The organism is Niabella drilacis (genome assembly GCF_900101395.1).
Taxonomy (GTDB): domain Bacteria; phylum Bacteroidota; class Bacteroidia; order Chitinophagales; family Chitinophagaceae; genus Niabella; species Niabella drilacis.
In genome coordinates, this window is the sequence record NZ_FMZO01000008.1 from 220,518 (window position 1) to 243,586 (window position 23,069).

Sequence of the window (23,069 nt, forward strand, 5' to 3'; positions counted from 1 at the left end):
AATTTTCACCCCCTGTTGCCCGCATATGGAGAGATATTGCAGCAAGAGATTGTACATGAGAGAAATGCTTGTCCGAATTGCTGTCAATCATTACATCTGCTATCATTTATCAATTTTAAAAAGTTTGTGTCTATGCCATTAAAGGATTCAGGCCATTGGCTTCATCGCGGCGTATGCTGGGTGATCGCCGTATTATTTTTACTGTTGCCTTCGCTGCTGCATGCGCAGTCGAAGCAAATTCAGGGTATTGTAACGGATGGCAGCAATGCACCGGTACCCAATGCGTCTATTGTAAACAAGGCCACCGGAACGGGTACTGCCACCAATAACGAGGGGCGGTTTCAGATCAGTGCAGCTGCCAGTGACGTGCTGGAAGTGTCTGCGATCAATTATGAAACAGCCACCGTTACCGTGGGCACACAGGCACCCCTGGCCATCAGCCTGAAGGCAAACGCTTCAAGCCTGGAAGATGTAGTGGTGGTAGGTTATGGTTCCAAAAGTAAACGAGATGTAGGGGGCGCAGTATTATCAGTTGATCAAAAAGTGCTGAAAGACAGACCCGTAACAAATACCCTTGCAGCCCTTCAGGGTACAGCTCCGGGACTTGTTATTACCCGTACCAATGGTCAGCCTGGCCGGGAAGGTTTATCAGCACGTATACGGGGAATCACTTCCCTGGGTGCGGGTAATTCGCCATTAGTGATTATCGATGGTATCGAAGGAGATATTAATGCATTAAATCCCAATGATATACAGTCAATTTCAGTGCTTGAAGATGCGGCTTCTGCTTCAATATATGGTGCTAAGGCCGGGGGTGGTGTAATATTGGTAACAACAAAAGGCGGAAGGGTGAACCAAAAGACGCAGGTGGATATTACTTCCATGTATACATGGAGAACGCCTTATGCCCGCCCCGAACTGATCAGTTCCAGGAAGCAGGCCGAGTTGCAGAATGCAGCAAGAAAATATGCAAATCAAAACCCGGATTTTACAGATGAACAGCTGAACTGGCTGGATGATCCGAAGATCAATGAAGTATGGAACACCAATACAAATGCCTGGGATTATTACTATAATTATAACCTAGAAGACATTTTAATGCGTAAGCAGAGTCCGCAGCGAAACATCAATCTTACGGCCAGCGGAGGCGGAGATAAATCAACTTTTCTGTTCTCCTTAGGGTATATGGACCAGCAAGGGGTGTTTAAATTCGGGCCCGATAATTATAATAAATTCAATGCACGCCTGAATTATAATGCAAAATTGTCTAATATCTTCAGTCTGGATTCAAGACTTTCATTTGCAAGGGAAAATATAGATGCGCCTCCAACCGGTGTAACGGGAGAAGGACTTATGTATGGTGTATATTCTATACGGGCTGCGCGCAACCCGATATTTACACCAGGGACCGACGAAACCAAATATGCTTACATCGGTACAATATCCACAGCCTACCCAATATTGAAAGACGGCGGGTATGACAGGGAGGATAAATATAACATGAACGGAGTATTCAGCTTATCGGCAAAGCAGTTGCTGAGAGGCCTCGATCTGAAAGCTGTGTATAGCCCGGGAATGGTATTGTCGAACCGGGTGATTTTTAACCGGACCGTTCCTCGTTATACGATCGATAAAGATATGAACCCGGTAGCGGGCACGCCCATTAACCAGGTGAATTCATTAAATAAAACGAGACCATTTTCAATTACCCAGAATTTTTATGCTACGGCTGATTATGATTATAAGGTTGATCAGCATAGTTTTCATTTGTTGGGCGGTTACGAATTTAAATCGTATAAATTCGATTGGGTACAGGCCATACAGCGTGCACTCCTGCTGAATGATTTTCCTACATTGAATTATACAACCCTGGCTACTGCTGATGTGGGCAACGTTGGAGATAATATGCAGGTAAATACATGGCTGTCTTATTTCGGGAGGTTATCCTACAACTTTGCAAACAAATATTATTTTGAGGGAACATTAAGGCAGGATGGCAGTTCCCGTCTGGCACCGGGTCATAAGTTCCAGTCATTTTATGCCGGTAACGTATTTTGGCGGGTAGCACAGGAAGACTGGTTTAGAAATGCCTTACCTTGGGTGAATGAATTGAAGCTGGCTATTTCCTATGGTACGGCCGGTGGTGCACAAACCGCAGATCCCAACCTGAACAATTATGATTTCCAAAGCCCGCTTTCAAGAGGGTATTATCCGTTTAATGATTCACGTACGGCCTATTTTTTACAGGGAAGCCTTCCGTCAGAAAGCAAAGCCTGGGAAGTGATTTCAACAGCGAATTTCGGATTTGACCTTGAAGTGCTGAAAAGGAGACTGACCATTCATTACGATTATTTTATTAAAAAGAATAATAATGTTTTTGTTGGGCAGCAGCTTCCTGCACTTTTGGGGGTAACGCCTAACCAGGCAAACCTGGCAGCCGTACAGGTGAAAGGATGGGGTGTAACGGTTAACTGGAATGACCGGTTCAATAATGGTAGTTATTTTATATCAGCAAACCTCAGCGACGACAGGAATAAAGTGGTTCGGTACGACGGATCGGTTTCTTATAACTCGGGTATCAATGCCGCCATTCCCGGGATGTCGACCAATTCGATTTTCGGTTATAAGGCAGACGGATATTTCGATACACAGGATGAACTGAAGGGCGTTCCTGTTAGAACACCCAGCACCGGAGTAGGTGATATTAAATTAGTGGATGTAAATAAAGATGGGGTTATCAATCAGGGAATTAATACGGCTGCAAACCATGGGGACCTGGTATACCTCGGTAATACGAATTCACGCTATGTTTTCGGTTTTAATGCAGGGGTGAACTGGAAAGGGTTTGATCTTTCAGTATTATTTAATGGTGTGGGCAAGAGAAGTCTCTTACTGGAACCATATGCCACTATAGCTTTTTATGACGGCTGGAGAATGCCCTGGGCCATCCACGAGGATTACTGGACCCCTGAGAATCCGAACGCAAAATTCCCGGCAATCCGGATGAGTGACCGGGTAAATGATGTGGTTTCATCTCATTGGGTGCAGGATGCCAGCTATATACGCCTCAAAAATTTGCAGGTAGGTTATACCCTGTCTAAGCGGGTGCACCATATCAAAGCAGTAGGTGATATACGTGTTTATTTTTCCGGCCAGGACCTATGGGAAAAAACCGGGATGTGGTTTAACTACTTTGACCCCGAAAATACAGACAAGGTAACATTTGGATACCCACTGTGGCGGAGTTATGCAGCAGGCTTGAATATAAGTTTTTAAGATGCTGAAGTCAAAAAATTGTAAATCGATTAACAAGACACAAACAATGGCAATACATTTTAATAAAAACGATTTATTTATCGTTGCGATCTTAACAGGTGCAGTTGCTATGACAAGCAGTTGTACAAAAATGCTGGAGCAGAATACACAAACAGTGATCACCGACCCTGTTTTCTGGAAAACGGAAAGTGACCTGATCGGCGGAACAAATTATCTGTATAACAGCCTGCCTAACTTCGACACTCCTTTGGAGGATCTGTATAGTGATTTTTCTTCAGATGTATTTGGAGGCTCGCTGAATACAGTGAGCGATGGCTCAAGAACGGTCCCTTCAAACGACGGTACATGGACGAACTCTTATGCCTACATAAGAGCTGCGAATAATGTCATGGAGAAATCCGCCGGAATTGCGGACAGCCCGATGAAAACTTACTGTATTGCACAGGCTCGTTTCTTCAGGGCACTGAATTATTTCCGGCTGATAAGAGCTTACGGGGATGTTCCGTATATCGGAAAAAGCATTACCGGGCGCGAGGATCCTACATTATATACACCCAGAACAAACAGAAGGGCTGTTATTGATTCTATATATGCCGATCTTGATTTCGCAGCGGCGAATTGTCCGCAGGCAGATGAATTGCCTGCCAGCACTTCTGCATCCGGAACGGCAGGAAGGGAGTACGGCCGCATTACACGCAGCGCCGCCCTGGCTTTTAAATCTCGTGTGGCATTGAATGAAGGCAGCTGGCAAAAGTTTCATGGTGCACCTGAACTGCCGGGGGATAAGGACCCTGCAAAGCATTTTACCATAGCCCGCGATGCGGCATTGGCAGTAATGACTGAAGGAAAGCACGGCCTGTACACCGCCGGCGGGGCATTAAGTTTTCAAAACCTTTTCCGGTATCCCGGGGAAACCTACGCCAATAATAAGGAAAATATACTGGCGCGCTTATACGGAAAGGATATAACAAACAATGTGTCCAATAACGGAGGATATATGCGGCCTTATTTGACAGATGGCCGTAATGCAGCAACCCGGGCATTCGTGCTAACTGCGCTTTATTCGGACGGGTTGCCTGCCGGAAAATCTCCGTTGGATTCCAATGGAAAAGAAACAGGCTTACTTACCGATTACCAGAACAGGGATCCAAGAATGGTGCAGACATTGTTTAAAGTAGGCGATCCTTATGCATCGATAGCCGGCGGCAATCCTATTTACCGAAATACCTACTACTATCATCAGCAAAAGTACTGGACCGGCCAGGCAGACTTTTTGGCGAGCCCCAACCTGTTTTTAGATTTTATTGCCATCCGCTATGCGGAAGTACTGCTTAACTATGCGGAGGCTGTTTATGAATTAGGTAATAGCATATCGGATATCGATCTGGATAAATCAATTAACCTGCTTCGGAAAAGAGCTACGAACAATGATAATTTGAAATTACCATTGTTGACCAATGCATTTGTTACGGCCAATGGACTCAGCATGCGAGATGAGATCCGCAGGGAACGTTCTGTTGAATTAGCTTATGAAGGGTTCCGTTATTGGGATCTGATAAGATGGAAAACGGCAGAAACAGAATTGGTAAAGCCTCTTCTTGAACGCAAATATTTTGAAGGCCTGGATTATGGTGGTAGTACAAAACCGACCATGCTGAATGGATATGTGCTTATGCAGGCAGCAGATAAAAGGAAATTCAATCCGCAGCGGGATTATTTATCGCCCTTGCCATCTACTCAGATTGGATTAAGCAATAATACGCTCACCCAGAACCCAAATTGGTAATGGCTGGCCGATAAACAGGAATGTAAAGACAAGCGCCCCCTGCGGATAAGCGTTGTCTTTACATTCCTTGTTATATAAGGAAGCTTCCCTGCAAGCCGGCGATAGATTCGGGCGTATTAGTATTGCAATGATAGAATAGGAGGGGATTGGCTTTCGCCTGTTCCTGGCTTTGTATGCCTGTACGTACACTTCGCCGGTCTTCATGTAAATAACTTTAACTTATATGTTTAACAATGCTTAGAAAAAAAAATTTTATACTCCCCTTGGTGGTGATGGTACTGGTGTCCTGTGCGGCGTCTAAAGGCAGCCAACGGGCTTCTGTTAACGATTTAGCGGAGGAAAACCTTTTGAACGGTGAAAAAATGCTGCAGTTGCTGCTGAAAGATGCCAACGCAAAATTTTCAACTCCCAGGGGCGCTTACCCGCGTACGATCAGTAAGAACGGGCAGCTGGTGACCACCTCCATATATGACTGGACCCCCGGCTTCTTTCCCGGCAACCTTTGGTATGCCTATGAATATTCAAAGAATGCGGCGCTGAAAGCAGAAGCCCTTCGCTGGACGGAAAAACTGGAGCCGCTGAAAAACTTTACCGAACATCACGACCTGGGATTTATGATGTATTGCAGCTACGGCAATGCCTGGCGGCTTACACAAAATGCAGCATATAAAGATGTACTGGTACAATCGGCCCGCTCGCTGGCCACTCGTTTTGATCCCCGGGTGGGTAGTATCAAATCCTGGAACCGCTTTGATTCCTGGCATGGAAATAAGACCTATCATTACCCCGTAATTGTAGATAACCTGATGAACCTGGAGCTCCTGTTTTTTGCCTCCGAAGCATCGGGCGATCCTTCGTTTAAAAATATTGCCGTTACCCACGCCCTTAATGCAATGAAAAACCAGGTACGGCCGGATTTCGGTACCTATCATGTTGTTTGTTATGATACGGCTTCATCCGCGGTGGTGGGCCGGGAAACGGCGCAGGGCTATGCCGATAATTCTACCTGGGCCCGGGGACAGGCCTGGGCTATTTATGGCTTTACCATGATCTACCGGTTTACAAAAGATGAACGTTTTCTTACAACAGCAAAGGGACTGGCCGACTACTATATAAATAATAAGAACCTGCCGGCTGATAAAATTCCGTACTGGGATTTCAATATCGGGCAACCGGGGTATACGCCCGGCATAAAATCAAATGCGCTCCGGGTAAAGACCCCTTACCGCGATGCCTCTGCAGCGGCCATAACGGCGTCGGCATTACTGGAACTGAGCGGGTATGTGGACCAGGGGAAGGCCGGGGTGTACCGCCAATTTGCCGAAGCAACCCTGCAAACACTGGCAGGGCCGGGATACCGGGCAGCGGAACACACGAACGGCAACTTTATTCTGAAGCACAGCGTGGGCAGCATTCCCCATAATAATGAAATTGATGTGCCCCTGGTATATGCCGATTATTATTTCCTGGAAGCATTGCTCCGGTACCGGAAGCTTACCCGTAACGAAAGGTTATTTTAAAAGCTGTTCAGACTTTTAAGGAAACAATGCTGCAATAGCGGCCAGTTGAAACAACTTCTAAAACAAGATATAAAATGATATACATGATCCGGAAACTTCAATTGCCTGTTCTGTTGCTGTTACTCTTATGGGGCCCGGTAAACGGACAGGCAGGCCGCGGGCAAAAAGGAACACCGGTACCCACTGTCGTTACAACGGGGGCAAAGGACCGTGCCCAATGGGTAAAGGCGCTATATAAGATAGCCTGGCCCGTAGTGCACAACCTGGCAGCCGGTACACTAAAGAAGAACCTGCCGCTGGAGCAGGGGCCGGATTATAACCTGGTAGTAAAAGATGTAACGTACCTGGAGGCCGTGGGCCGCACGGTTGCCGGCATTGCACCCTGGCTGGAGCTGCCGGATGATGCAACGGAAGAGGGGGCATTGCGGGCAAAAATGCGTCGCGAATTGTTACAGGGACTCCGGAACGCGGTTGACCCCGAAAACCCGGACTGCCTGAATTTTAAAAAGCAGAACCAGCCCATAGTAGATGCGGCATACCTGTCGCACGCTTTTCTCAGGGCGCCAAAAGCCCTGTGGGAACCGCTGGATAGCCTAACCAAACGACGTTATATCGATGCCTTCAAATCGTTGCGTAACCGCAGCGGAGCCTATAATAACTGGCTGGTATTTGCTGCGCTGATCGAAGGCTTTTTGCGGTATATAGGAGAGGATTATGACCCTGTTCGGGTAGACTATGCATTGAACAAAATGAAAGACTGGTATACCGGTGATAGCTGGTATAAGGATGGGGATCTGTTTAGTATGGACTATTACAACTCCTATGTCATTCATCCGATGCTTACCGATCTTATCAGAACCCTGCTGGAAAAGCGGCCGGGGAAAGTGCATGTGACCACCCGCGATTATGAGACGGCCCTGAGCCGGATGGTACGCCACGCAGAGTTCCTGGAACGCATTATTGGTCCGGATGGCACTTATCCCGCTTTCGGGCGTTCGGTTACCTATCGTACTGCCGCATTCCAGGCGCTGGGACAGGTAGCACTTATGGAAAAGCTGCCGGAACATATACAGCCCGCCCAGGTACGCTGCGCGCTGACGAAAGTGATCACCAATATGTTTGACGGCAACCAGAACTTTGATGCCAACGGGTGGCTGGTGCTGGGTTTTAACGGGCATCAGCCTATGATGGCGGACGTATATACTTCTACCGGAAGCTTGTACATGGCCACACTGGGGTTTTTACCGCTGGGTTTGCCGGCGGATAATAAATTCTGGACAGATCCCCCGGCAGACTGGACCAGCAAAAGAGCCTGGAGCGGGCAACCGGTTAAGAAGGATTATAAGGTGGAGTATTAACCGCCGGCTACCCGGCGATAACCCCATCCGGAATCTTTGCCGCTTACCTTGATGCTCATGCGAAGGCTCGGAACAAAAGAAAGAGCCGTGAGAAGTGAAACACGGCTCTGACGTTAAACTTTGAACCAGGAACAAGACCTACCCCTGTAGTGCCTTCCGGGCGTAGTCCAGGCATTTTTTTACCTCCTGAACCGCATCCGATCCTGCGGGTATCCTGTATTCCAGTTCAATAGTAGCCGGTATCTTATACTTGTTCTCTTTAAGCAGGGTAAGGATCTCCTTTATGGGTGTATCGCCTTCACCCCAGGGCAGGTTTTCACCACCATTGGCTGCCGTTTGCCGGTCTTTTATGTGCATGGAAGTGATCCGGTCGTGCCGTTTCCGGATCAGGGCGAGCAATGAAGCGCTGGTATGTCCCTTTACAGCAATGTAATGACCACAGTCCAGGTTCATAGAGTTATAGGGCGATTGTTCCAATGCCGTATCCCACAAGGTATCGGTAGCCTGTGTGTGTGCGTGATAGCCGACATAAACTTTATGTTTGGCACCCAGTTTGCCCAGCCGTTCTGTTTGTGCCGGGTCCCTTGGCAACTCTACGGTAACGGAAGTTGCACCCAGCGTTTTTGCCGCACGCATGGCATACTCGATTTCAGCATCGGTATTGTTGCTGCCCAGTGCATTGGGTTTAAACGCGTAGATTTTTATTCCTGCTTTGTCAAACATCTTTTTTACTGCTTTGAATTTGTCCATTGAAACCGTAGCGCGCCAGTTGGCTATCTGTGCTTTATCTGCAGGGCAACCTGCATACGCTTCCACTGCCTCACCCATCAGTTCCACGGCACTCACACCACTGTTTATTGTATGTTGCAATACTTCCTGTAAACTGCCGGGCATGCTCCGGAAGGAGTAGGTGATAACACCGATCTGTACGCCCGAAAACTTTGATCCGGGGCCCCTAAACAGGTCAGCGGACCTTAAAAGAGAAGGCGTGGTTAATAATCCCAATGAGGCAATGCTGCCTTTTTTCAGAAAATCCCGGCGTGAAACCCGGCCGGACTGGTCGTTTGCTGCAAGCATATATCTGTTGTTTTTAATTATCGTTGATGGCTCCAAAGTTACGGTGCTCCGTTTTATTATAACATATTTCTCTATATTCGTTTACAAATTACTTTCACTAAGAGCCTGTTTAAATTTTATTGATGGAATTTATTATGAAGCTATTTTGGAGCGAAACAAGGAAAATTTTGCAGGCATAGTAGGCCACTATGGCGAAAAATTTAACGCAGTTGCAGCCCAAAACAGCCATAATAAAGCCATTGAATGAATTTTAAACAGGCTCTAAAACCGTCCGCACTCATTATGGAAACCACCCCTGGTAAAAGATTGGAAAAACTGGTGAATGTGGTACAGGAATTATCGCTTGCCCGGAACCTGGAAACGGTCACCCGCATAGTGCGCAAGGCTGCGAGGGAATTGACGGGCGCCGATGGCGCCACCTTTGTGCTGAGGGATAAAGATAAATGCTTCTATGTGGATGAAGATGCCATCAGCCCCCTGTGGAAAGGCAGCCGGTTCCCGATAGAAACCTGCATCAGCGGCTGGACCATGCTCAACCGGCAGTCTGTGATCATCCCGGATATATACCAGGACAGCCGGATCCCTACCGAAGCCTACCGGCCCACCTTTGTAAAAAGCCTGGTAATGGTACCCATCCGTATCATGGATCCCATCGGGGCCATCGGCAACTACTGGGCCAATATGCATCAGGCTACAAAGGACGAGGCACAGATACTACAGTCGCTGGCCGACATTACTGCCGTAACACTGGAGAACGTGCAGATCTATGAAGAGCTGGAAGCACGTGTAAAGCAGCGTACCGCAGAACTGGAGGTCGCCAATAAGCAACTTGAGGCTTTTTCCTATTCGGTAACGCACGATCTCCGGAGCCCGTTAGCCGGTATACAGGGATTGGTACAGCTGTTGCAGGAAGAATACAGCCTGCAATTCGACGATGAAAGCCGGGAGTTAATGGGGCTTATTGAGCAGAGTACCAAAAATATGGGCCAGCTGATCGATAACCTCCTGGCATTTTTCACAACCTCAAAAAAGGAGCTCAACAGTGTTAATGTTTCCATGAAGGCGATGGCCGTCGAATATTTCAATACACTGAAGGAGCAGGAGCCGGAGGGGAGGGCTTTTGAGTTTTCCATCAGCGATCTGCCCGATGCGTATGTAGACCGGACGCTGATAAAACAGGTGTGGAGCAACCTCCTGGGAAACGCAATGAAGTACAGCCGCAAAAAAGACAAAACCGTTATTCAGGTTGGCTATGAGGAAACACCGAAGGATATCATTTACTTTGTAAAGGACGAGGGCAGTGGTTTTGATATGATGCATTATGATAAACTTTTTGGTGCGTTCCAGCGGCTGCACAGCGACCAGGAATTTGAAGGAAATGGCATCGGGCTTTCACTGGTTGAGCGGATCATTGCCCGGTATAAAGGAAGGGTATGGGCCCTGGGTACCCCCGGATCGGGAGCTGCTTTCTATTTTTCCCTGCCCAGGATCTGAACCGGAAAACTGCCTGGGTACACTTTAAAAAAAATATATGAACGATAACAACGGATTAAAGGAGCTGGCCGCTCAGCTGCGGCAACCTGATGGAGCAAAGGGAATAGAGGTGGCTGATATGATGCATGCCAGCAATATTGGAATGACCAGGCATGCGATAGACCAGCTTGCCATTGCAGATAACGATCACATCCTGGAGCTTGGGCATGGCAGCGGAAAGCACCTTCCGTACCTGCTGCAGCAAAAAACCGGGTTGACCTATTATGGATTGGAGCTATCTAAAACAATGAACCAGGAAGCCGGGAAGGAGAACCGGGCTTTTGTAGAAAGGAAACAGGCTGTTTTTCAGCTGTATGATGGTGTGCATATCCCGTTTGCCGATCATTACCTTGACAGGGTCTTTACCGTGAATACCATCTACTTCTGGACGGATCCCGAACGGTTGCTGTCTGAATTATACCGCGTATTGAAACCCGGCGGAAAACTGAACATCACCTTTGCACAGGAACACTTTATGAAGGAGCTCCCCTTTACGCAATATGGATTTACACTGTATAACAATGAGCGGATCACGGAATTGCTTAAAAAGACCCGGTTCCGGATTGCAGACATGGTAACGCAGTCGGAAAACATACAAAGTAAACCGGGCGGGGAGGCAACCCGCGAGTTTACAACAGTTAGCCTGGAAAAATGATGTTCATAAACCGGCCGTCTGCGCACATCAGTGGTAAAGGATCAGTAAAGATCCTCGGGAAGATCACCTTCCCGAAGCCCTGAACGGCCTGTTGGGCCGTTTATAAGATACGCGGAGATCTGCGGAAAATACGGCGGTCTTCAAACCATGAATGATCCAAAGAAGAGAGGGGGAACCTCCGTCAGGGGTATTGGATTTATAGAAAAATATCATGTTCGTATAGCGACGCTGGTTGGGCTGCGTAAACTTTATGGCTATGACACAGGTCTTTTTCTGATATGAACTCCACTTTATATGAATGCTAATGGGAAATCAGACTCAATCCTGTTAATAGGAACACGGGGCTCCGCCGGAGCCCGGATATATATATATGCGATCCTGCTATAAACACACCGCTCCTGAGGAGCGTTTCCAACGCCGTGCTCCTGTGATCTATAGTGTTTTCTTCCATGTCTTGCTGCTTTTCACACAAGGGTTGGGAAATGAAATGCTTTATATTCCTTCCGCTGTCAGTGGCCGCGTGTGTATAAAATAAAGTATAGTTAGCCGGGTGACTTAAATACAAATATTTTTGAGCATCCCTGTCTTTAAGAACAGCTAAAAAGTACAGGCAAAGTAGTAAGAGATTTATGCTTGAATTAAAAATAATATATAGTTTATTAATTAATTTATTATTAATTGATTAAATATATTTATATCTTATTTAAAATAAGTTTCCCGCTAATAGGATGCCCCCGTTTTATGGTCAATAAATCCCTTACAACTCCTGTTGCTGCCCTTAAACGGGGGAAGGAGGGCGCGGCCCCGGAGGCTCATAAATGTTGTTCTCTCAATCTCATCAGATTATCTTATTTTGCAGACTTCCTATTGTAAAAGAGGTGGTTTTGTAGCGGCATGACTAGCGAGCAAATTGCATTATTGATCCATTCATCTCCCGCGCTGCAAATGTTGCGGCTGCGGAATGCTGGCTGGGTATTACCCTTTTTATACACCGTTTTTAAAGAAGACCGGCGCATGGTCATCCGGGAGGACCAACTCATTCCGCTACTGGCAGAAACCCTGAGAGCTCATGCCGACGGCACGGAGGACTGGGAAGAAGCCCGGATCGATTTTGGGGAAGACGAGGAAAGCCGGAGCCGTAAATACCTGCTGAACTGGGTGCAGAAACGCATCCTGCAGGATTTTCCGGATACGGAAGGGAACACTAATTATCAGCTCAGCGCCTATACCGAAAAAGTGTTCCAGTGGATGCAGCATCTGCAACAGGGACAGCACCACGTGGGCACAGAAAGCCGGTTCAAAATGCTGTTCTCCTCGCTCCGGGATATGGTAGAGAATACCGAGGACGACCGGGAACGCAAACTGCAGATCCTCAAGGATCGCAGGGCGGAAATTGATCGCGAGATCAGGGCACTGGAGCTGGGTGTGGCCCCCCAACGGTACAATAACGCTCAGGTACAGGAGCGGCTCGACCTGTTCATCAGGCTTTGCTATGAACTGATCGGCGATTTCCGGGAAGTGGAAGATAATTTTAAACAGATCCACCGCAATATCGTGGAGCAGCATACGCGCGCGGAGCAGAATAAAGGAGCTATTGTGGGCTTTGCCTTTGAGTCGTACGACGCGCTCCGGAGCAGCAACCAGGGAAAAAGCTTTTATGCGTTCTGGGATTTTCTTATTTCCCGCAGCGGACAGGAGGAGTGGCGCCAGCTTACGGAACAATTGCTGTTGTTGCTGGACGACCGTCAGCTGGAAGCCGACACCGATTTTTTGCAGAATATCAAGTCATTCCTGCTGGAGCAGGGACGTGCCGTTTATGATGCCAATGATAAAATGGCAGAAAAGCTCAGCCGTATCATCACCGAAAAAGAAATTGCCCGGCACCGGAGGCTGCGCCAGCAGATCAGCGGTATTAAGGAACTGGTATTGGACCTTATGGAAGAAGAGCCGGTGGATGCAGGGCTGCAGCTGGATGAAGCATCCGATATCCGTATTGTAATGGACCGGGCGCTTACCCTGGAGGCAAAGAAAACAGCAGGCGCATTAAAACAGCCCATGGCTGCAGTGGAAAAGATCGCCGATGTAGACCGGTTTAACCGGCTGCTGAACACCAGCTTTATCGACCGGAAACAACTCTGGCAAAAAGTGGAGCAGGTGCTGGAGCATAAGCAAACAGCAACATTAAAAGAGATCATCGAGGCCACGCAACTGCAGCATGGTTTAGCCGAAGTGATCAGTTATTACAGTTTTTTAAAAGAAAAATCAAAAAGGGTACAGGTGGTAGGGAACGCAGTGGAGCTGATACCGCTCAACGGCAATGCCGATAAATTTGTAGAAGTACCTTATTTGTTATTTAGTAAATAGAAAGAGACCCGATGGCCGAAAAGATACATTCGTTTACTCCTGTGTTCATCAAATTGCTGAAAGGCCCTGTAGAATACCTGGAGAAAAGCACCTGGGAAAAACTGCTGCAATACAAAGCAGAACTGATCGTTTTTTTACAACGCCTGGGATTAACGCTGGTACTGGATGAGCAGGATGGGTATGCCTATATAAAGCATGCCATTTCTGAGGAAGACGCTGCCAGTGTAAGCTGGGTGCAGCGCCGGGCGCTGGCTTATGATGAAAGCGTAATGCTGGTGCTGCTGCGTGATATGATGGCGGAATTTGAAGTAGGAGAGGCCACTCAGCGGGAACTCATCAAGAAGCGGCGGGAGATAAAAGAATATGCCGAGTTGTTTTTTAAAGAAAATGCCAGCCGGGTAAAAATGTTGAAAGATATCGACCGGTTGATTGAGCGCGCCGTCGAAAATGGTTTTTTGGAACGCTCCGGTACGCATGAAGTAGCCGATGAACAAAAATTCCGGATCAAGAAGCTCATTAAAGCCCGGGTAGACAGTGAAGTATTAGAAGATTTTAAACAGCAATTAACAGCACATGCAGCTAAGCGTATTCAGCACGGATAATGAGAAGAGCGGCTTCCGCCTGCAATATATGGAGGTTTTTAACTGGGGTACCTTCGATGAACAGATCCATACCATCGTTCCCGGCGGGGAAACCAGCCTGCTTACCGGCTCCAACGGAAGTGGAAAGACCACGTTTGTGGATGCTTTGCTGACCCTCATCGTACCCGAAAAAAAATACCGGTTCTATAACCAGAGCAGCGGCAGCGAGAAGAAAGGCGACCGTACGGAAGAAACCTACGTATTGGGTGGCTATGGCACCATCAACAGTGAAACCGGGGTTACAAAAGCCCTTTACCTCCGCGAAAACCGCGAAGAGGCTTACAGCATCCTGCTGGCCAATTTTACCAACGAAGCCCTGCAGGAGGTAACCCTGTTTCAGGTGCGGTATTTTAATAACGGCGATATGAAACGAATGTTTGGGATCGCCCATAAAAGCCTGCATATTGAGGAAGACTTTAAACCCTTTGATCTCGGTAATGCCTGGAAACGCCGGCTGGATCAGCAATACAATAAAGGCACACGCAAACAGGTAGAGTGGTTTGATGCGGCCAGTAAATATGCTTACCGCCTGGTGGATGTGCTGGGGATGCAAAGTATCCAGGCGCTCACCCTGTTTAACCAAACGGTGGGTATCAAAGTGCTGGGCAACCTGGATGATTTTATCCGTACCCATATGCTGGAGCCCCGCGATATGGAATCCCTGTTCCAGGAACTCAAAAAACACCTGGCAACCCTGCTGGATGCCCAGCGGAATATCGAAAAGGCCGAAGAGCAGATCCGGCTGCTGCAGCCCGTGCAGCAACATTATGCCGGGTTTATGAATCTGCAGGCCCGGCAGCAGCATGCGCAAAAGGCGCTGCATACGGCGGCTGCATGGAAGGGGTATACCCAGGACCTGCTGTTGCAGCAGGCGCTGGAAGAAGCCGGCACTGGCGTAAAAGAACTCGAAGAAAAGACCGCCCTGGCGAAAGCAGGTATCGATGCCCTGCATGAAGAGGAACGGGTTACCCGGAACCAGATCGATCAGAACCAGGCCGGGCAGCGGCTGAAACAGCTGGAGCAGGACCTTCAGGCTTTACAGGCCAGAAGAGCGGCTGCCGAGGAAAACCTGGCATTATTTACAGAATGGTGTACTGCCTTACACCTGGAAGATAAAAGCGCATCTGACGAAGAAAGTTATAAGCGGGTGCTGAAGGAAGCCGGTCAGTTTGCCCAGCGACTCGAAAAAGAGAACCGGCTGAATGAAGCCGATGATTTTGATGCCAAAAATCAGCATAAAAAAGCAGGGGAGGCTAAGCATAAACTGGAGGAAGAGCTGAATATCCTGCTGCACAGCAAAAGCAATATCCCTGCACACCTGGTGCAGGTACGTAAGCAGCTATGTGCGGCATTAAAACTGGATACCGCAGAACTGCCCTTTGCCGGCGAACTGATGCAGGTAAAACCGGAAGAGCAGCGCTGGCTACCGGCCCTCGAAAAATTGTTGCACGGCTTTTCGCTGCGCCTGCTGGTACCCGATCAGTACTATAAAAAAGTGACCCGTTACCTCAACCAGACCAATACGGGTACCCGGCTGGTATATTACCGGGTGCTGGATACCTTCCACACCCTGGCGGAGGACGATACCGTTTTTTATAAACTGGATTTTCATGCTGAGCATCCGCTGTCTGCCTGGGTAGAGCAGCAGGTGGCGCAGCAATTTTCCTATACCTGCCTGGAAGACGAGAAACCGCTGGAACGCTATGATAAAGCCATTACACTGAACGGGCTGATCAAGAACCGCGACCGGCATGAGAAGGACGACCGTCCCGGCAATAATGATGCAGGGCGTTATGTGATGGGCTGGAACAATGAAGGCAAGAGGGAAGCGCTCATCAGCCAGCGGAATAAACTCGCAGATGAACTGGCGAACGCAGCCGAGGTCATAGAACGCTGCCGCAACCGGGCAACCCGCCTGCAGCGGCAGTTCTATGCATTGAACCGGCTGCAGGAGCATGGTGGCTATGCGCTGCTGGATGTAGCAGGCGCGCAGCGGGGTATTCATAAAACGGAGGAACAGATCGGGGCGCTGAGCAAAAGCAACAACCAGCTGCAGGAGCTGACAGCGCAGCTGGAAGCTTTGATCCTGCAGCGTGGAGAGGTGGAAAAAAGCTGGGAACAGGCGGCGCAGGCAAAAACCACCCTGCAAAACCGGATACGGGCCATGGCGCAGCAACGGGAGCAATTGCAATTGCTGTTGCAGCATATCACGGAAACCGATAAGGAAGAACTGCTGCTGTTCCAGCAACAGCATGCGGCATTATTGGCTACCGTGGACTTGGAGACGATCGAAACCGTGTATACGCAGTTTAAAACACAGCTGGAGCATGAAACGCAGGAAGTACAGCGGCTCCTGCATAAGGAAGAAACCTACCTGAACCGGAGCATCAGCCAGATCAAAAATCCCTCCCCGGCTTTGTTACAACGTTTCCCGGACTGGTACAGTGATGTACAGTTCCTGCCGGAAGAGGCGGCGCATGCGGAGGAGTTTAAAGAGTGGCTGGATAAGCTTGCCAGCGAGAACCTTCCCCGATACCGGAAGGATTTTGAGAATTTTGTCAACGATACCATTACTTATAAGATCGGCGGATTAAATGAAGAAATGGAAAAATGGGAGCGGGAGATCAATAACAGCGTCAACAAGCTCAACCAGTCGCTGGGCGGCATCAACTTTAACAAGCTTCCGGATACGTATATCCAATTGGGCAAACGCCGGGTACAGGATGCTACGGTGAATGCCTTCCGCAATGCCCTGCTGGATGCGCTGCCCCAGGCAGCCAACTGGCAGCAAAGCAGCTTTGAAGATAAGGCCCTGCACTTCCGTCAAAAAGTACAGCCACTGATCGACAGCCTGGATGAAAGCGAAACCTATCGCGCAAGGGTGATGGATGTACGGAACTGGTTCGAATTCTGGGCCGATGAAAAGTACCGCAATACCGGCGAGCTGAAAAAGACCTACCGCCAGATGGGACAGTTATCCGGCGGGGAAAAAGCGCAGCTTACCTATACGATTCTTTGTAGTGCCATTGCCTACCAGTTTGGCATCACACGTGAGGGAAAGAACAGCCGCAGCCTGCGTTTTATTGCGGTAGATGAAAGCTTCAGCAACCAGGATGAGGATAAAGCCACCTACCTGATGGAGCTGTGTAAGCAATTACATTTACAGTTACTGGTGGTAACACCCAGTGATAAGATCCAGATCGTACAGGATTATATTGCTCATGTACACCTGGCACAGCGCGTGAACAACCGGCACAGTATTATGTATAATATGACCATAAAGGAGCTGCAAAAGCAGATGAAGAAAGCGTCGTGACACTGGTTCCTGTTCAGGGGTTGTTCCCGCCCGGAGTTAGATATTAAATAGTGATCGCTGTGCACACCCGGCGGGATCGTATTAAAAATATTGTGCGGCAGCGATGAATAAGGAGCAGAAAGCATGTGTCTTCAGTTTACCTAACCGTTAGAATCTATATGTGCACCAGCCGATATACAAAATTCAGGAAGGGATCAGGAGTGTTTTTATTAAGTTGTATCCTGCTCATGACCTTACTTTGTTCCTGCACCGGTCAGCAAACAGAAAGGATGGAGCGATCTCCGGATAATCAGGAACAGATCCGTTTGGTGCGCTACAGTAATGCCGGGGGAATGCTTGGCTGGACCGAAACCCTGGTGATAAGACCGGACTCTGTCTTATATAATACCCTGATGGCTGCAAAGGACAACCGGCGAACCGCATTCGCTGAAAGAAACACAGGGCAGCAATGGGATGAACTTACCCGTTCTCTCGATCTCAAAGCAATTAAAAAGGTGATCAGTGGTATGAGTCAGCAACCTGTTGACGGAACCGACCAGACGTATACGGTGGTCACCAGCAGGGGATCGTACCAGTTTACGAATCCTGATTTTAGCGTACATCCCGACACTGCTCTTGAAAAATGGGTTTCCCTGATCCAGCGGCTGGCGGGTGCGTACTATCAAAAGTCGCTATAATTTGCGACGGGAATACTTTGGGTTATTGTTTTTTAATTTATGGGTATTTTGTATGAATTCAATGACAATTTACTCGGCAGGACAGGGCAAACGCATCTGATTTCAGCATTGTTCAGCTCCGGAGGAGCAGCGTGTTTATAGTAATCTGCTGTTTTATCAACCCGGCTCCTGTAGGAGCCGCGTGTTTGTTGGGCCCGAAATTTTACGCGGCTCCTACAGGAGCCGGGTTTTCTCTTTAATACCTTGCTATAAACAAGCGGCACTTACAGTGCCTGAAAAGGCTCCTGGTGTGCTCTTTTTACCCAATTTAGATACGTTTGCCCTACTCAGCAGGATTAGTGATACTTTTTTTCGCCACCTGATTGATCTGGTAAAATGGGGACAGCGGATGCCGGCTATAAAAGCTTCCGGGAGATCCCGTAGAATCACCCGGATGCTGCAATATATGCGGTGCCGGTCAAAGAGGCCCGGGGAAGAACTGTTATAGGTAACGGCAGATCATTCTGGTTTTATACACGCAACCTGGTAGAAATGGCCGATGCCTTTATAAGAACGGGGCGGTACCTGTTTATTGATAAAGTGCATAAATAACAGGGGTGGTTCCGGGAACAGTACAGATAGGCTAAGCCCGCTGCTGTATCCCGTTATTGGGGGATCACGGGGCGGACGTTTAGCCGGCAAATTGGTATTATTATTGCTCAATATGTTTTGCCGGCTTTTTTGAAGTTTGGCAGGTCCCTGCCTGGCGGATCAGGGATCCGTACCACCGTACCAGGGAGATATTCAAATTAAACATCATCTAAGCAAAACATGACAAACACATTTTCTTTCGGATCAGTTGTATTAGCAGGACTGGTGCTAACGGCCCTGCATAGTAATGGATAATTGGGAGGTATCCTCAACAAGGCAGGAGAAAAGATCACGCAGAAAGCCGGTGAAGTGATTACCAGCGGCGGCGTTTCGGCAAAAGGAAACACGGGTGCAACCGTAGGAACGGAGAGTGGTGCCGCCGGCAAAAAGAGGGTGTCGTTTGATGCCGGCTTTGATTTTAAGGCCGGAAGCACGATCCTGTATACCGGTCAGTTTGAGAAATTGAATACCGGCTCCTTACCGGCAACCCTCAAAACCAATGGCAGCGGCCAACTGGTGAAGTCGGGTGATATTGCCGGTACCTGGCTCGAAATGCAGACGGGTGCCATGTACAAGCTGAACAGCAATGTAAAACTTCCGCAGTCCTTTACAGTGGAGTTCGACCTGCTGACCAGTTGCGATAAGATAGACGATATCAGCCCGGTGAACTTTGGTTTCGCCGGTAATAACAGTGTGAGCAGTTTTGGCGAGGGGGATATTGCCCATACATCGCTGGAGTTCTTTAATGAAAACAAGATCACAAGCTTTGCCGGGCCTGCGGATAAATATATCAATACTGAATATGACCTGAAACCCTATGCAAACGATAAGCTGCATGTGTCCATCGCCGTAAATAATGACCAGATGAAAGTATACCTGGATAAGACCAAAGTGCTGGATGCTAAGATGTTTAAGGCCGGTGCCGCAAAATATTTTTTTATCAGCGCCCCGATAAAGACCGAGAATGATGCAAAGGTTTATTTCAGCAACCTGGTCATTGCGCAATAACCGTTAAAGAGCGGGTCCGGTGTTTAACAAGTCCTGTTTTATAAACCAAGCCTTACCGCGGATCAGGGATGGGGCAATATATTGCCGGATATTCATGTTATGGCATTTTAACGGATCGCCCCGGTAATATAAACACGGGGCTCCTATGGAGCCCGGTGCCTCATGGGCGAATCCCTGCTACAAACACGCTGCTCCTGCGGAGCAGGGCTCCTGTTTTGAATACTGCTGCTTTGGTTGAGGCGATAGGGTGCATAGCGTTCCTGCACGGGTAGCTGATTTTTTAAACGAAGACAGCTGGCGGTGCGACAAACTTTTATGCTCCCGGGGTTATTGAACGCCGCGTGGTTGTAGAAGAAAATGTTGTGTCGGCCATCCGGCACCATTGGAGCTGCGTAAATTTTGCAATACGGCTGATCCCTTTTCCCGGGTTTATTGTAAACTACATTTGCCGCACAGGAGTGATGCGGTCCTGTCGGGGACACGGGGCTCCTCATGGGGGGATCCCTGCTACAAACACATTGCTCCTGCGGAGCAGGGGGGCTGTTTTGAATACTGCTGCTTTGGTTGAGACGATAGGGTGTATTGCGTTCCTGCACGGGTAGCTGATTTTAAACGAAGACGGCTGGCGGTGCAAAGGGATTTTATGCTCCCGGCGCTGTCAGGCGCCGCGTGGTTATAGAAAAAATGTTATATCAGCATCCCGGCTCCATCGGAGCCGCGTAAACTTTTTTACCGGGAATGCCTATCTTTATTCCGGCATAGAGGCCTAATAGTAAAAAATCATGCAGCATAAAAAGCGACATACAAACGCCCGGCGGAGGTTTATAAAAAAAGCAGCGGTACTGGCCGCAGCGCCGGTCATGATCGGCCACCACCCCGGGTTGGCGAAACAACAGGTGCTCCACCATGTTTTCTTCTGGCTAAAACGCCCCGGGTCCGCAGCAGACCAAAAGGCGCTGGTGGAAGGACTGAAGACCCTGAAGGCGGTTCCGCAGGTAAGGCAGCTGCTGATCGGCACGCCGGCTTCAACGGTCAAACGCGATGTGGTAGACAACAGCTTCCAGGTTTCGGAGCTGATGTATTTTAACAGCACGGCTGACCAGGATGCTTACCAGGAGCATCCCATTCATAAAGCCTTTGTTGAAAAATACAGCCATTTATGGGACCGGGTGGTCGTCTATGATATGATAACGGTGTGATCATCCCAACCGCCTGCGGAAAGACCCGCGATCCGTATACGGATGGCGCAGGTTTATGAGGAGCCCGGCTGCCCGGGATGCTTTATGCAATTGCCCGGCGGCAGGATGCTTACCTTCTATCAGTTGGATGTTTTAATATCAGCGATCTTATGGATGTGCAGCCACTCCCTGAACTCTTCAGGACGCTCGGGCGAAAAATGAATGATCTCCCCCGATTTTAACAGGATGGTGAAATAGCCCGCTGCTTCAACAAACTTGTTTAACTGTGCATGGCCATATTCAAACTCCGGAAATAAAGCAGCAATATTCATATGTAACTCGTTTAACCGGCCCTGGCGCAGGACCCCTGCCAGGTACGCTGTGTAAAATTATTAAAATATCCGGCTTGAAAAGAGCGCCGCTCCTTTCCGGGAATTTTCTGGGGACAAAAGGTGGAAATCTTGGGTTGCTGATCCAGGATCTGTTGAATACAACCCACCACCGGTTTCGCAGGGAAATGCAGATCTTAAGGTTGGTTAAAGTGCCATAGCGCCCGATGCCCGGGAATAGGGAACGGACTGGCCGTACTGCTCTTATTGTTGTACGCCAGGCTTTCCTGTTTAAAGGTAGCGGCCTTTCTCCAATGCCCTTGGGGCTGATTTTGTCCCTAAAATTCGTGACAGGGGAAAATTTGGAAGTGCCGGTTTTATGGCTACCTTAGATTTGAATTTTTATTATATAACCTGTTCTCCAATAACCAACCGCTGTTTATGAAAAAAAAAATTAACTACTTTTTCCGGCCTCCTGTTGCTTTTTCTTTTTATTTACGTTGGATGTAATAAAGCCATTCATGAAAAGGACGGTGCCGATACGTTAAGTGAAAAAAAGAAAAACGTAAAAGGCGCCAGCTACAAAAAAGGCGATTTTGTGTTTAGTATGACCAACCTGCGTAAAATTACAAGTCCGCGTTCGCTTACGGCTGATCCTATTATCCAGCCAACGCACCTGTATATGGTTTTTAAACCGGTAACGGCGGCGCATTACCAGGCCATAGAGGATAAGCATATTCCTGTTTACCCCTTCCCTTTGGCAACGGATTCATTGGATGTAAGCGATCCGGATTATTCCACCTTATACACGTTCCTTCCCATCAAAAATGCAGGGGATCTGCCCAACTGTCCCTATACATTGTTAGACAGTGTTTGCCTGCTTAACCCGGAGTCACCCGCTGCGGCGCTTGCCTACCAGGCAGCGGGAAAAGTGTTCCCGTTCTCCGTCAATTCGGGTGGGGGTGAAGGGGGACCGGATGATCCTTGTGATCCCTGGGAGTATTGTCCTGTTGTACCGGATCCGCCAATTGATCCGCCGCCACCGCCCCATCACCCGGCGCCGCTATTGCCTGCGGATAACCGGCTGGCTCCGTTTACGGTTACCTACAATGGTTGCAGTATGAATACGGATGAAAATTACCCGAGTGGGCGGATAACGGTTGAAGAAACACAATGGGGAAATGGAGGGATAGCCTATGAGGGGGTGGCCGATGTAAGGGTAGAGATCCTGGGGCCCATGGGCCAGCGGGTAGTGGCGCAAACCGACCGGTATGGATGCTTTAAAGCTACCAGTGCCATTATAGGCTTCCGGCCCCCGGTCGGGCCACGGCTGCCGGTTATTATGAATGTTATTTTTGAAAGTGATCGCAAGGAAATAAGGGGCTATAATGATCTTGCCAACCTGGGGCAATACAACCTGCCTTTAAAGCATATTTATGGAAATATATCGTATAGCATGAATAATGCGAATATTTCTTATGAACGGAATACAGATGACCAGGATAATGATGCAAAATACTATGTGGCGGCCACGGTTAATAACGCGTTATATGAATTTGATGAGAATGCCGCAGCGGATGGCATTTTACCGCCTCCGTATGGGATTCAGATATTAGTGCATCGTTTTGCCGGGGATGGTGCTGCACCCATGTTTGCACAAATGTCCGGCACCTACCCGGTGCAAATGGGTACAATTAAGTCGTTTTTCATAGGTGCAGCCG

Annotated in this window: 15 protein-coding genes; 13 read left to right on the forward strand and 2 right to left on the reverse strand. The window is 48.4% G+C overall.

Going from position 1 to position 23,069, the window contains the following annotated elements; all coding sequences use genetic code 11:
- Positions 1-132 precede the first annotated feature (132 nt).
- The 4 genes from BLS44_RS15470 to BLS44_RS15485 all read left to right on the forward strand — a co-directional run bounded on the left by BLS44_RS15470 (position 133) and on the right by BLS44_RS15485 (position 7,940).
- Positions 133-3,276, forward strand: a complete 3,144-nt coding sequence (locus BLS44_RS15470; protein ID WP_090391120.1) for a SusC/RagA family TonB-linked outer membrane protein — start codon at positions 133-135, stop codon at positions 3,274-3,276.
- A 46-nt stretch (positions 3,277-3,322) separates the two neighbouring features.
- Complete coding sequence (locus tag BLS44_RS15475; protein ID WP_176954442.1) at positions 3,323-5,062, forward strand: RagB/SusD family nutrient uptake outer membrane protein; 1,740 nt, start codon at positions 3,323-3,325, stop codon at positions 5,060-5,062.
- Positions 5,063-5,295: 233 nt separating this feature from the next.
- A complete protein-coding gene (locus BLS44_RS15480; protein WP_090391122.1) occupies positions 5,296-6,582 on the forward strand; it encodes a glycoside hydrolase family 88 protein in 1,287 nt (428 codons plus the stop codon).
- Positions 6,583-6,665: 83 nt separating this feature from the next.
- Positions 6,666-7,940 carry a DUF2264 domain-containing protein gene (locus tag BLS44_RS15485; protein WP_090391123.1) on the forward strand — a complete coding sequence of 425 codons (1,275 nt, stop codon included), beginning with the start codon at positions 6,666-6,668 and terminating at the stop codon, positions 7,938-7,940.
- 138 nt (positions 7,941-8,078) lie between these two features.
- Here BLS44_RS15485 and BLS44_RS15490 read toward each other — a convergent pair whose 3' ends face one another.
- Positions 8,079-9,017, reverse strand: coding sequence for a sugar phosphate isomerase/epimerase family protein (locus BLS44_RS15490; protein WP_090391124.1), 939 nt, complete (start codon positions 9,015-9,017; stop codon positions 8,079-8,081).
- 282 nt (positions 9,018-9,299) lie between these two features.
- Here BLS44_RS15490 and BLS44_RS15500 point away from each other — a divergent pair, with 282 nt between their 5' ends.
- The 8 genes from BLS44_RS15500 to BLS44_RS15545 all read left to right on the forward strand — a co-directional run bounded on the left by BLS44_RS15500 (position 9,300) and on the right by BLS44_RS15545 (position 21,040).
- Positions 9,300-10,511, forward strand: a complete 1,212-nt coding sequence (locus BLS44_RS15500) for a sensor histidine kinase (protein ID WP_176954443.1) — start codon at positions 9,300-9,302, stop codon at positions 10,509-10,511.
- A gap of 37 nt (positions 10,512-10,548) precedes the next feature.
- Positions 10,549-11,205 (forward strand): class I SAM-dependent methyltransferase, encoded by a 657-nt coding sequence (locus BLS44_RS15505; protein ID WP_090391127.1) that lies wholly within the window; start codon positions 10,549-10,551, stop codon positions 11,203-11,205.
- An 894-nt stretch (positions 11,206-12,099) separates the two neighbouring features.
- Positions 12,100-13,569: a DUF3375 domain-containing protein gene (locus tag BLS44_RS15510; RefSeq protein ID WP_090391128.1), complete on the forward strand. Its 1,470-nt coding sequence runs from the start codon at positions 12,100-12,102 to the stop codon at positions 13,567-13,569.
- Positions 13,570-13,580: 11 nt separating this feature from the next.
- The gene (locus tag BLS44_RS15515) at positions 13,581-14,171 is read left to right on the forward strand and encodes a DUF4194 domain-containing protein (protein ID WP_090391129.1); all 591 of its coding nucleotides are present in this window, start codon (positions 13,581-13,583) and stop codon (positions 14,169-14,171) included.
- On the forward strand, positions 14,143-17,526 hold the full coding sequence (locus BLS44_RS15520; protein WP_090391130.1) for an ATP-binding protein: 3,384 nt from the start codon (positions 14,143-14,145) through the stop codon (positions 17,524-17,526). Before BLS44_RS15515 ends, BLS44_RS15520 begins: the two co-directional genes overlap by 29 nt.
- 269 nt (positions 17,527-17,795) lie before the next feature.
- Complete coding sequence (locus BLS44_RS15525) at positions 17,796-18,203, forward strand: hypothetical protein (protein ID WP_143019798.1); 408 nt, start codon at positions 17,796-17,798, stop codon at positions 18,201-18,203.
- An 885-nt stretch (positions 18,204-19,088) separates the two neighbouring features.
- The gene (locus BLS44_RS15540) at positions 19,089-19,841 is read left to right on the forward strand and encodes a hypothetical protein (protein ID WP_090391134.1); all 753 of its coding nucleotides are present in this window, start codon (positions 19,089-19,091) and stop codon (positions 19,839-19,841) included.
- A 782-nt stretch (positions 19,842-20,623) separates the two neighbouring features.
- Entirely contained in the window at positions 20,624-21,040 is a 417-nt protein-coding gene (locus BLS44_RS15545) for a Dabb family protein (protein ID WP_090391135.1), read from the forward strand.
- A 119-nt stretch (positions 21,041-21,159) separates the two neighbouring features.
- Here the strand turns inward: BLS44_RS15545 and BLS44_RS15550 are convergent, their stop codons facing one another.
- Positions 21,160-21,351, reverse strand: coding sequence for a hypothetical protein (locus BLS44_RS15550; protein ID WP_090391136.1), 192 nt, complete (start codon positions 21,349-21,351; stop codon positions 21,160-21,162).
- A gap of 475 nt (positions 21,352-21,826) precedes the next feature.
- Between BLS44_RS15550 and BLS44_RS15555 the strand changes: the two genes are divergently transcribed.
- Positions 21,827-23,069: hypothetical protein (locus tag BLS44_RS15555; protein ID WP_143019799.1), on the forward strand; the 1,243-nt coding region annotated here is incomplete at its 3' end.

Bases quoted from the DNA above. Each gene is read 5' to 3' on its own strand.
- BLS44_RS15470 (WP_090391120.1), top strand. From the start codon at position 133: ATGCCATTAAAGGATTCAGGCCATTGGCTTCATCGCGGCGTATGCTGG.
- BLS44_RS15475 (WP_176954442.1), top strand. From the start codon at position 3,323: ATGGCAATACATTTTAATAAAAACGATTTATTTATCGTTGCGATCTTA.
- BLS44_RS15480 (WP_090391122.1), top strand. From the start codon at position 5,296: ATGCTTAGAAAAAAAAATTTTATACTCCCCTTGGTGGTGATGGTACTG.
- BLS44_RS15485 (WP_090391123.1), top strand. From the start codon at position 6,666: ATGATCCGGAAACTTCAATTGCCTGTTCTGTTGCTGTTACTCTTATGG.
- BLS44_RS15490 (WP_090391124.1), bottom strand. From the start codon at position 9,017: ATGCTTGCAGCAAACGACCAGTCCGGCCGGGTTTCACGCCGGGATTTT.
- BLS44_RS15500 (WP_176954443.1), top strand. From the start codon at position 9,300: ATGGAAACCACCCCTGGTAAAAGATTGGAAAAACTGGTGAATGTGGTA.
- BLS44_RS15505 (WP_090391127.1), top strand. From the start codon at position 10,549: ATGAACGATAACAACGGATTAAAGGAGCTGGCCGCTCAGCTGCGGCAA.
- BLS44_RS15510 (WP_090391128.1), top strand. From the start codon at position 12,100: ATGACTAGCGAGCAAATTGCATTATTGATCCATTCATCTCCCGCGCTG.
- BLS44_RS15515 (WP_090391129.1), top strand. From the start codon at position 13,581: ATGGCCGAAAAGATACATTCGTTTACTCCTGTGTTCATCAAATTGCTG.
- BLS44_RS15520 (WP_090391130.1), top strand. From the start codon at position 14,143: ATGCAGCTAAGCGTATTCAGCACGGATAATGAGAAGAGCGGCTTCCGC.
- BLS44_RS15525 (WP_143019798.1), top strand. From the start codon at position 17,796: ATGGAGCGATCTCCGGATAATCAGGAACAGATCCGTTTGGTGCGCTAC.
- BLS44_RS15545 (WP_090391135.1), top strand. From the start codon at position 20,624: ATGCAGCATAAAAAGCGACATACAAACGCCCGGCGGAGGTTTATAAAA.
- BLS44_RS15550 (WP_090391136.1), bottom strand. From the start codon at position 21,351: ATGAATATTGCTGCTTTATTTCCGGAGTTTGAATATGGCCATGCACAG.